Genomic DNA, 8,580 nt, shown 5'->3' on the forward strand with positions numbered 1-8,580 from the left:
CCCGGCGCGCGGTGGGCGCGGGCAACAAGCCGGCCTGAACGCTGTGCCACTGCGCGGGCCGTGTGGGGCCCGCCCTTGGCGGTCTGAACCGGTTTCCGGTCAGGCCGCGAGCGAGACCCGGTCGCGCCCGCTGGCCTTGGAGCGGTACAGCGCCGCGTCGGCCCGTGCGATCCAGTCGTTCGCGCTTTCGCCGTGGTGCAGCGCGGCCGCCCCGGCCGAGACGGTGACGTTCAGCACCACATCGGGCGTGTTGCGTTTGCGCAGCCTCATGGCCTTGGCGGTGGCGCGCACGCGCTCGGCCACGGCGGCGGTGGTTTCGAGGCTGGCGTCGGGCAGCACGATGGCGAATTCCTCGCCGCCGTAGCGCGCCACCAGGTGGCTCGGGTCGGTCACCACCTTGCGCAGCAGCTCGCCCATGCCGGCCAGCACCTGGTCGCCGACCAGGTGGCCGTGCTCGTCGTTGATGTGTTTGAAGTGGTCGATGTCCACCATCACGAGGCCGTGGCTGGCGTTGGCGGCCAGCGGCCGGTGCAGCAGCTGTTCCAGGCGGTGGTCCAGCCCCTTGCGGTTGAGCACCCGGGTCAGGCTGTCCACAAACACCTCTTCGCGGGCGCGGTCCAGGTCGGTGCGCAGGCGCTGGATTTCCTGGCGGCTCACCTCGGCCTGGGCCTGGAGCGCGGTGGCCGAGTCCTGCATTTCCCGGCTGCGCTGCAGCGCCAGTTCCAGGTGGCGGTACAGGGCGGAGGGGTCGCTGGTCTGCTGCAGGGCGGTGTTGAGGTCGTGCAGTTCGGCGCCGAAGGCGCCGGCCCGGTCGCCGGTGCGCTGCACGCTGTCGACCACGTTGCTCATGACTTCCTGGAAGTCGCGGCTGATGCGGTCCATGGTCTTGTCGTCCACCCCGGCGATGTGCTCGCGGTACAGGCGCTGGATGCTGGCGTCGCCCAGACGGGGTTCGGTCAGCTTCAGCCGGTCGAGCGCCTGGTTCAGCCGGGCGTTGAGGCCGGCCGCGTATTCGTACCAGACGCTGTAGGTCACGGGGGTGAAGGCGGCGTCGTGTTGTCCCATGAGGCCGACGACGGTCCGCAACAGTTCGGCGCTTTTTTCTTTGGTTTCGGTGTAATGCATGTCGATCCACCTACGGATTGAGGGCCGCAGTGGCAGGCCCAGGGTGGGAAAATTGTAATGCCGGGTAACAACTTATGTTGGGATTGTTGAACCGATTTGTCACGTGTGTGGCGCGCCGGCCTCACCCAGGTGCTGCTGCAGCAGCTCGATGAAGGCCCGGGTTTTGGTCGGCATGAGCCGGCGTTCGGGGAAGACGGCCCAGGCGTCGTGGGGCGGCGGGCACCAGCCGGGCAGCACCCGCACCAGTTGGCCGCGTGCCAGGTGTGCGGCGGCAAAGCGGTCGGGCACCACCGCAATGCCGCCGCCGGCCGCTGCCAGGCGGATCAGCAGTTCGGGCGAATTCGCCACCAGCCGCCCCGGGGGCTGGCCGTGCCAGTGGGTGTCGCCCTGCACCAGGTGCCAGGGCAGGGCTTCGCCCTGGCGGCCCAGGAGCAGCACGGTGCGGTGCCGGTGCAGGGCGTCGGGGCTGTCGGGGGTGCCGTGTTCGGCCAGGTAGGCCGGGCTGGCGTAGAGGCCGTTGGCGAACACGGCCAGGCGGCGCGCCGCCAGCGAGGCGTCGCTGGGCAGTTCACCCATGCGCACGGCCAGGTCGAAGTTCTCGGCCAGCAGGTCCACGCGGCGCGGCGACAGGTCCAGCTCCAGCGCCAGAGCGGGGTGCTGGGCGGCAAAGGCGGCCAGGGCATCGGCCAGCACCAGGGTGGCCAGGTCGCTGGGCATGGACACGCGCAGCCGTCCGCTGGGGGTGGCCTGGCGGTGCTCGCTCAGGGCGGCGACCGCGTCCACTTCGGCGGCCACCTGCCGGGCGTGTTCCAGCAGTTGCAGGCCGAAGTCGGTCAGCGTCTGGCGGCGCGTGGTGCGGCGCAGCAGGCGTTCGCCCAGGCGCTGCTCCAGCCCGGCCACCCGGCGCGACACGGTGGACTTGGGCAGGCCCAGGGCCTCGGCGGCGCGGCTGAAGCTGCCGCGGTCGGCCACCCGGGCAAAGATGAGCAGGTCGTTGGGGTCGATGCCGGTGCTGGATTGTTCCATTTGAAGAACAATGATATCCATTCAGAGGGATTCCTTCGTTGATTGGGCCGTTTTAAAGTACACCCATCGACCACTTCCGACCCAGGAGCCCACCATGAAAGTTCTGCAAATCAACGCCAGCGCCCGCAGCCAGGGCGCCAACTCCACCCAGCTGGCCCACAGCGTGGTGGCCGCCTTGCGGGCCAAGCACGCCGACGCCCAGGTGACCCTGCGCGACCTGGCCGTGAACCCCGTGACCGTGCTGGACGAGGCCGCCCTGGGCGCCCTGTTCACCCCGGCCGAGCAACGCAACGCCGCCCAGGCCGCCCTGGTGGCCGAGTACGACGCCCTGATCGCCGAGGTGCAGGCCCACGACGCCATCGTGCTGGGCGTGCCGATGTACAACTTCGGCGTGCCGGTGCAGCTGAAAAGCTGGATCGACGCCATCGCCCGAGCCGGTGTGACTTTCCGCTACACCGCCAACGGCCCCGAGGGCCTGATCCAAGGCAAGACCGTGTACGTGGCCCTGGCCCGTGGCGGCCTGTACCGCGACACGCCCAACGACAGCCAGGTGCCCTACCTGAAGGCCGTGCTGGGCTTCCTGGGCCTGAGCGACGTGCGCTTCATCTACGCTGAAGGCCTGAACATGGGTCCGGAGGCTGCGGCCCAAGGCTTTGCCCAGGCCGAAGCCGACCTGGCCGCCGCGCTGGCCTGAGCCACCGGCGCCGCCCAGGCGGCGCCCATCGCGCCAGCTGCACGCCATACACCTCCCCCGCTGGGTGCCCGTGCACCCAGCCACCACGAAAGGGCCGAACCATGTCCAACACTTCCGCCAACACCTCTGCCACCGCCATCGAAACCGTGACCCGGCCCCGCCGCGTCGAGGGCCTGGTCGCCGGTCAGCCCACGTCTGACGGCGCCGGCGTGAAGCTGACCCGCGTGCTGACGCAGCCGTTGCAGCGCCGGCTCGACCCTTTCCTGATGCTGGACGCCTTCGGCAGCGACCAGCCGGACGACTACATCGCCGGCTTCCCCGACCACCCGCACCGCGGTTTCGAGACCGTCACTTACATGATCGCCGGGCGCATGCTGCACCGCGACAGCGCCGGCCACGAAGGCCTGCTGGAAAACGGCGGCGTGCAATGGATGACCGCCGGCCGCGGCGTGATCCACTCCGAAATCCCGCAACAGGAAGACGGCGTGATGGAAGGTTTCCAGTTGTGGCTGAACCTGCCCGCCCGCGACAAGATGAGCGCGCCCTGGTACCGCGACTTCAAACACGCCGAGCTGCCGCGCTTCACCACCCCGGTCGGCGTGGCCGTGACGGTGATCGCCGGCGCCAGCCACGGCGTGAGCGGTGCCGTGACGCGCGAGGCCACCGCCCCGCTGTACCTGGACCTGCACCTGCCCGCTGGCGCGCGTTTCGAGCAGACCCTGCCCGCGGGCCACAACGCCTTCGTTTACGTGTACCGGGGCGAAGTCGCCATCCAGGGCCAGGCCGTGCCGGTGCAGCGCATGGCGGTGCTGGCCAACGAGACCGATGCCGACGGCGTGGTGATCGAGGCCAGCGCCGAGGCCCAGGTCTTGCTGATCGCGGGCCAGCCGCTGAACGAGCCCATCGCGCAGTACGGCCCCTTCGTGATGAACACCCAGCAGGAGATCCAGCAAGCCCTCCACGACTTCCGCAACGGCCAGCTGGCCTGAAGCGGCTCAGGGCTGGGCGCCGCGCTCGCTCTGGGCCGCCAGGTAGATGCCCACCAGCAGCAGCGCAAAACCCACCGACTGCAAGGGCGCCAGGGTTTCCTGGAAGAACACGTAGGCCAGCAGGGCGCAGCCCACCGGCTCGCCCAGGGTGACCACCGCCACGAAGGACGGCGACACGTGCTTCAAGGCCCAGTTGTAGCTGGTGTGGCCCACCAGCTGCGGCCCCAGGGCCATGCCCAGCAGCGCCAGCCAGCCCAGCAGGCTGAAGCCGGCCATCGGCTGGGCCGTGGCGGCCGTGGCCCCAAACAAAAACAGCGCGGCAATGCCATAGGCCAGCCAGATGTAGAGCGTCAGCGTCAGGCCCACGCGCAGGCGCCGCCCGATCATCAAATAGGCCGAGAAAAACCACGACCCCACCAGCGCCAGGCCGTTGCCCAGCAGCGGCTGGCTGCCCGCGCTGGCCTGCTGCCCGTCGGACAGGAAGATCAGCAGCGAGCCCAGCAGCGACAGACCGATGCCGGCCAGCAGGTGGCGGTTGGGCACCTCGCGGAACAGCAGGAAGGACGCCAGCCCGATCCACAGCGGGTTGGTGGTGACCAGCGCCGACGACGAGGCCACCGAGGTGTACTCCAGCGAGGTGATCCAGGTGCCGAAATGCGCCGCCAGGCACAGCCCGGCGACCAGCGCCCCGCCCAGTTGGCGCCGGCTCAGGCGCAGGCTGGCCAGGCCGTGGCGCCAGCAGAACCAGCCCACCACCGGCGTCACCACCAGCGCGGCCAGCCCCAGGCGCCAGGCCGCCACCGCCAGCGACGGAATCTGCGCCGCCTGGGCGTAGCGCGCCAGCACCGCCCCGAAGGAAATGGCCAGCAGGCCGATGCCCAGCACCACGAAAGGCCAGGCGCGCGACGGGGTCGTGCTCAATGCCCGCCCTCCAGGTAGGCGGCCCGCACCTCGGGGCTGGCCAGCAGCTCGGCGCCGGTGCCACGCAGCACCACCTCGCCGTGCTGCAGCACGTAGCCGCGGTGCGCCACGCGCAGGGCGTGGTGGGCGTTCTGTTCCACCAGCAAAATCGTCATGCCGTGGTCGCGGTTGAGCTCGCGGATGATCTCGAACACGCGCCGGATGTAGATCGGCGCCAGCCCCAGCGAGGGCTCGTCCAGCATCAGCAGCTTGGGCCGGCCCATCAGGGCGCGCGCAATCGCCAGCATCTGCTGCTCGCCGCCCGACAGGGTGCCGGCGCGTTGTTGCAGGCGCTGCTCCAGGATGGGGAACATGGCGAACATGCGCTGCAGGTCGGCGTCGAAGTTCACCGGGTCGGCGAAGGTCGCACCCATCTGGATGTTCTCCATCACCGTCATGCGCGGGTAGATGCGACGGCCTTCGGGCACCAGCGCGATGCCGCGGCGGCTGACCTCGTGCGGCTGCAGGCGGGTGATGTCCTCGCCCTCGAACACGATGCGCCCGGCGCTGGCGCGCGGCTGGCCGAACAGGGTCATCATCAGGGTGGATTTGCCGGCGCCGTTGGCACCGATCAGGGTCACCACCTCGCCGGTGCCCACGTCCAGGTCCAGCCCCTTGAGGGCGTGGATGTGGCCGTAGTGGGTGTGCACCCCGGTCAATTGCAACATGCTCATGCGGCCACCTCTTCGCTCTCGTCTTCGCCCAGGTAGGCCTTGATCACCTGCGGGTCGTTCTGGATCTGCAGCGGCGTGCCCTCGGCGATCTTGCGGCCGTAGTTCAGCACCACGATGTGGTCGGACACCTTCATCACCACGCTCATGTCGTGCTCGATCAGCAGCACCGCCACGCCCTCATCGCGCGAGAGCTGCAGCAGCAGCTGGTTGAGCTCGGCCGATTCCTTGGGGTTCAGGCCCGCGGCCGGCTCGTCCAGGCACAGCAGCACCGGGTTGACGCACAGGGCGCGCGCGATTTCGATGCGGCGCTGGGTGCCGTAGGGCAAGGCGCCGGTGGGCGTGTCGGCCAGGGCCAGCAGGTTCAGGCGTTCCAGCCAGTGCATGGCGCGTTCCAGCGCGGCGGTTTCGGCGCGGCGGTAGGACGGCAGCCCCAGCAGCCCGGCGATGGAAAACGCCGACGCGGCCTGCAGCACGTTGTGCTGCGCCACGATCAGGTTTTCCAGCACCGTCATCTTCGGGAACAGGCGGATGTTCTGGAAGGTGCGCACCACCTGGGCGTCGCGCGCCACGCGGTGGCTGGCCAGTTGTTCCAGCTGCATCGCGCCGTGCACCGGGTGCTGCAGGCGCACGCTGCCCTCGGTCGGCTTGTAAAAGCCGGTGATGCAGTTGAACAGCGTGGTCTTGCCGGCGCCGTTGGGGCCGATGATGGACGTGATCTGCCGCGCCGGGGCGGTGAAGGACAGGTCGCCGATGGCGGTCAGGCCGCCAAAGCGCATGGTCAGGTGGTCAACGTGCAGGATCGTGCTCATGCGGCACCTCCACGGGAAGAACGGGTCCAGGCCGGGGCCTTGAGCGTGGGTTCGCGGTGCGACAGCAGGCCGCCCGGTTTCCAGACCATGATCAGGATCATGGCGGCGCCGAAGATCAGCATGCGGTACTCGGCGAAGTCGCGGCCCACTTCGGGGATCAGCACCAGCACCAGCGAGGCCAGCACCACGCCCAGCTGGCTGCCCATGCCGCCCAGCACCACGATGGCCAGGATGATGGCCGACTCGGAGAACACGAAGGATTCGGGCGAGATGAAGCCCTGGCGCGCGGCGAAGAACACCCCGGCAAAGCCGCCCAGCATGGCGCCCAGCGCAAACGCCGAGAGCTTGACGTTGGTGACGTTCATGCCCAGCGCCTTGCAGGCGATCTCGTCCTCGCGCATGGCCTCCCAGGCGCGGCCAATGGGCAGCTTGCGCAGGCGGCCGACGAACAGGTTGGTCAGCAGCGCCAGCACTAGGATGAGGTAGTACAGGAACACCACCCGGTGCTCGGGCACGAACTCCAGCCCGAAGAAGCTGGCGAAGGTGGGCGTGCCGTCGTCTGAGGGCGGCTTGAAGGGCAGGCCGAAGAAGGTGGGGCGCGGGATGGACGAAATGCCGTTGGGGCCGCCCGACAGGTCGGTCCAGTTCACCAGCACGATGCGGATGATTTCGCCAAAACCCAGGGTGACGATGGCCAGGTAGTCGCCGCGCAGGCGCAGCGTGGGCCAGCCCAGCAGGATGCCGAAGGCCGCGGCCGCGCCACCGGCCACCGGCAGCGCCTCCCAGAAGCCCCAGCCGAACTGGGTGGACAGCAGGGCGTAGGTGTAGGCGCCCACGGCGTAGAAGGCCACGTAGCCCAGGTCCAGCAGGCCGGCCAGGCCCACCACCACGTTCAGGCCCCAGCCCAGCATCACGTAGATCAGCACCGTGGTGGCGGTGTCGACCACGTAGCGGTTGTCGGAAAAGGCGATGGGCAGCGCCACCGCCAGGCCCAGCAGGCCCCAGCCCAGCACCCGCAACCAGGGGGCGGCGCCGGTGGTGGCAGCCGGGCGTGCTGGGGTCTTGGCCTTGGCCTGGCGGCGCGCCCGCAGGCGGTCGCCGGCCACGGTCAGCACCAGGCGGCCCACGAAGGCCACCAGCACGAACAGGGCCAGCGCGGCCCAGCGGGTGTGCACCGCCAGGGCGCCGCCTTCGTCCACGGTGGTCAGGCCAATCATGGGAATGCCCAGCACCAGGGCCACGAAGGCCACGCCGGTGGCGTCTTTCAGGCGCTCGGGCACGGTGGGGGCGTGCGAGGTTTGGATCACGGCGCTCATCACACTTTCTCCACTTCGGGGCGACCCAGCAGGCCGCTGGGGCGGAACATCAGCACCAGGATCAGGATGGCGAAGGTGGCCACGTCCTTGTACTCGGGCGACAGGTAGGCGGCCCAGAAGGCTTCGAGCAGGCCGATGATCAGCCCGCCCAGCATGGCGCCGGGCAGCGAGCCCACGCCGCCCAGCACCGCCGCGGTGAAGGCCTTGATGCCGGCGACGAAGCCGATGTAGAAATCGACCACGCCGTAGTACACCGTCACCAGCACGCCGGCCACGGCGGCCAGCGCGGCGCCCAGCATGAAGGTCAGGGAAATGGTGCGGTCCACGTCGATGCCCAGCAGCGCGGTCATGGTGCGGTCCTGCTCGCAGGCGCGTTGCTGGCGCCCGAAGGAGGTGCGCGTGATCAGGTAGGTGAAGCCCAGCATCAGCACCAGCGTGGCGCCGATGATCAGCATCTGGGTGTAGGAGAACGACACCGTCACCCCGTCCAGGGTGAACAGGTCCACGCCGCCGGTGAGCATGGGCGGGATCGGCTTGACCCGCGCGCCCTGCGTCACCTGCACCATGTTCTGCAGGAAGATGGACATGCCGATGGCCGAGATCAGCGGCGCCAGCCGGGGCGCACCGCGCAAGGGGCGGTAGGCCACGCGCTCGACGCTCCAGCCGTAGGCCGAGGTCAGCACGATGGCGACGATGAGCACGATCAGCAGCGCCAGTGGGATCGACGTCACGCCCAAGGCCGCCAGCAGGGTGAAGCTGGTCACGGCGATGAAGGCCGACACCATGTAGATGTCGCCGTGGGCGAAGTTGATCATCCCGATGATGCCGTACACCATGGTGTAGCCGATGGCGATGAGCCCGTACACGGAACCCAGGGCCAGGCCGTTGATGAGTTGTTGAAATGCATGAGCGAGCATGTGTCGCTTCCTTCGCAACAGCGCCCGTGGGTGGGGGCGCTAAGGGATTCGCCGCCCCCGTCACGGCCTT

At 69.3% G+C, this 8,580-nt stretch carries 9 protein-coding genes; 2 read left to right on the plus strand and 7 right to left on the minus strand.

Translation table 11 applies throughout. The features are described from left to right. Nucleotides 1-99 precede the first annotated feature (99 nt). Both CON77_RS07705 and CON77_RS07710 read right to left on the minus strand, forming a co-directional pair. Complete coding sequence (locus CON77_RS07705; protein ID WP_101048587.1) at nt 100-1,125, minus strand: GGDEF domain-containing protein; 1,026 nt, start codon at nt 1,123-1,125, stop codon at nt 100-102. Nucleotides 1,126-1,224: 99 nt separating this feature from the next. Further along, on the minus strand, nt 1,225-2,151 hold the full coding sequence (locus CON77_RS07710) for a LysR family transcriptional regulator (RefSeq protein WP_101048588.1): 927 nt from the start codon (nt 2,149-2,151) through the stop codon (nt 1,225-1,227). 94 nt (nt 2,152-2,245) lie between these two features. Here CON77_RS07710 and CON77_RS07715 point away from each other — a divergent pair, with 94 nt between their 5' ends. Together CON77_RS07715 and CON77_RS07720 are read left to right on the plus strand one after the other, a co-directional pair. Further along, a complete protein-coding gene (locus CON77_RS07715; RefSeq protein WP_101048589.1) occupies nt 2,246-2,845 on the plus strand; it encodes an FMN-dependent NADH-azoreductase in 600 nt (199 codons plus the stop codon). 101 nt (nt 2,846-2,946) lie between these two features. Further along, complete coding sequence (locus tag CON77_RS07720) at nt 2,947-3,834, plus strand: pirin family protein (protein WP_101048590.1); 888 nt, start codon at nt 2,947-2,949, stop codon at nt 3,832-3,834. 6 nt (nt 3,835-3,840) lie between these two features. Here CON77_RS07720 and CON77_RS07725 read toward each other — a convergent pair whose 3' ends face one another. Genes CON77_RS07725 through CON77_RS07745 form a run of 5 tightly spaced genes read right to left on the minus strand, consistent with a single transcriptional unit; the run spans nt 3,841 to nt 8,510 of the window. After that, nucleotides 3,841-4,755 (minus strand): DMT family transporter, encoded by a 915-nt coding sequence (locus CON77_RS07725; RefSeq protein WP_101048591.1) that lies wholly within the window; start codon nt 4,753-4,755, stop codon nt 3,841-3,843. Next, a complete protein-coding gene (locus CON77_RS07730) occupies nt 4,752-5,462 on the minus strand; it encodes an ABC transporter ATP-binding protein (RefSeq protein WP_101048592.1) in 711 nt (236 codons plus the stop codon). Before CON77_RS07730 ends, CON77_RS07725 begins: the two co-directional genes overlap by 4 nt. Nucleotides 5,463-5,464: 2 nt before the next feature. Then, nucleotides 5,465-6,277 (minus strand): ABC transporter ATP-binding protein, encoded by an 813-nt coding sequence (locus CON77_RS07735; RefSeq protein ID WP_101048593.1) that lies wholly within the window; start codon nt 6,275-6,277, stop codon nt 5,465-5,467. Further along, nucleotides 6,274-7,593: a high-affinity branched-chain amino acid ABC transporter permease LivM gene (gene livM / locus CON77_RS07740; RefSeq protein WP_101048594.1), complete on the minus strand. Its 1,320-nt coding sequence runs from the start codon at nt 7,591-7,593 to the stop codon at nt 6,274-6,276. Before livM ends, CON77_RS07735 begins: the two co-directional genes overlap by 4 nt. Next, nucleotides 7,593-8,510, minus strand: coding sequence for an ABC transporter permease subunit (locus CON77_RS07745; RefSeq protein WP_101048595.1), 918 nt, complete (start codon nt 8,508-8,510; stop codon nt 7,593-7,595). Before CON77_RS07745 ends, livM begins: the two co-directional genes overlap by 1 nt. Nucleotides 8,511-8,580: the final 70 nt, after the last annotated feature.

This window comes from Macromonas nakdongensis (assembly GCF_002837145.1).
Taxonomy (GTDB): domain Bacteria; phylum Pseudomonadota; class Gammaproteobacteria; order Burkholderiales; family Burkholderiaceae_C; genus Macromonas_B; species Macromonas_B nakdongensis.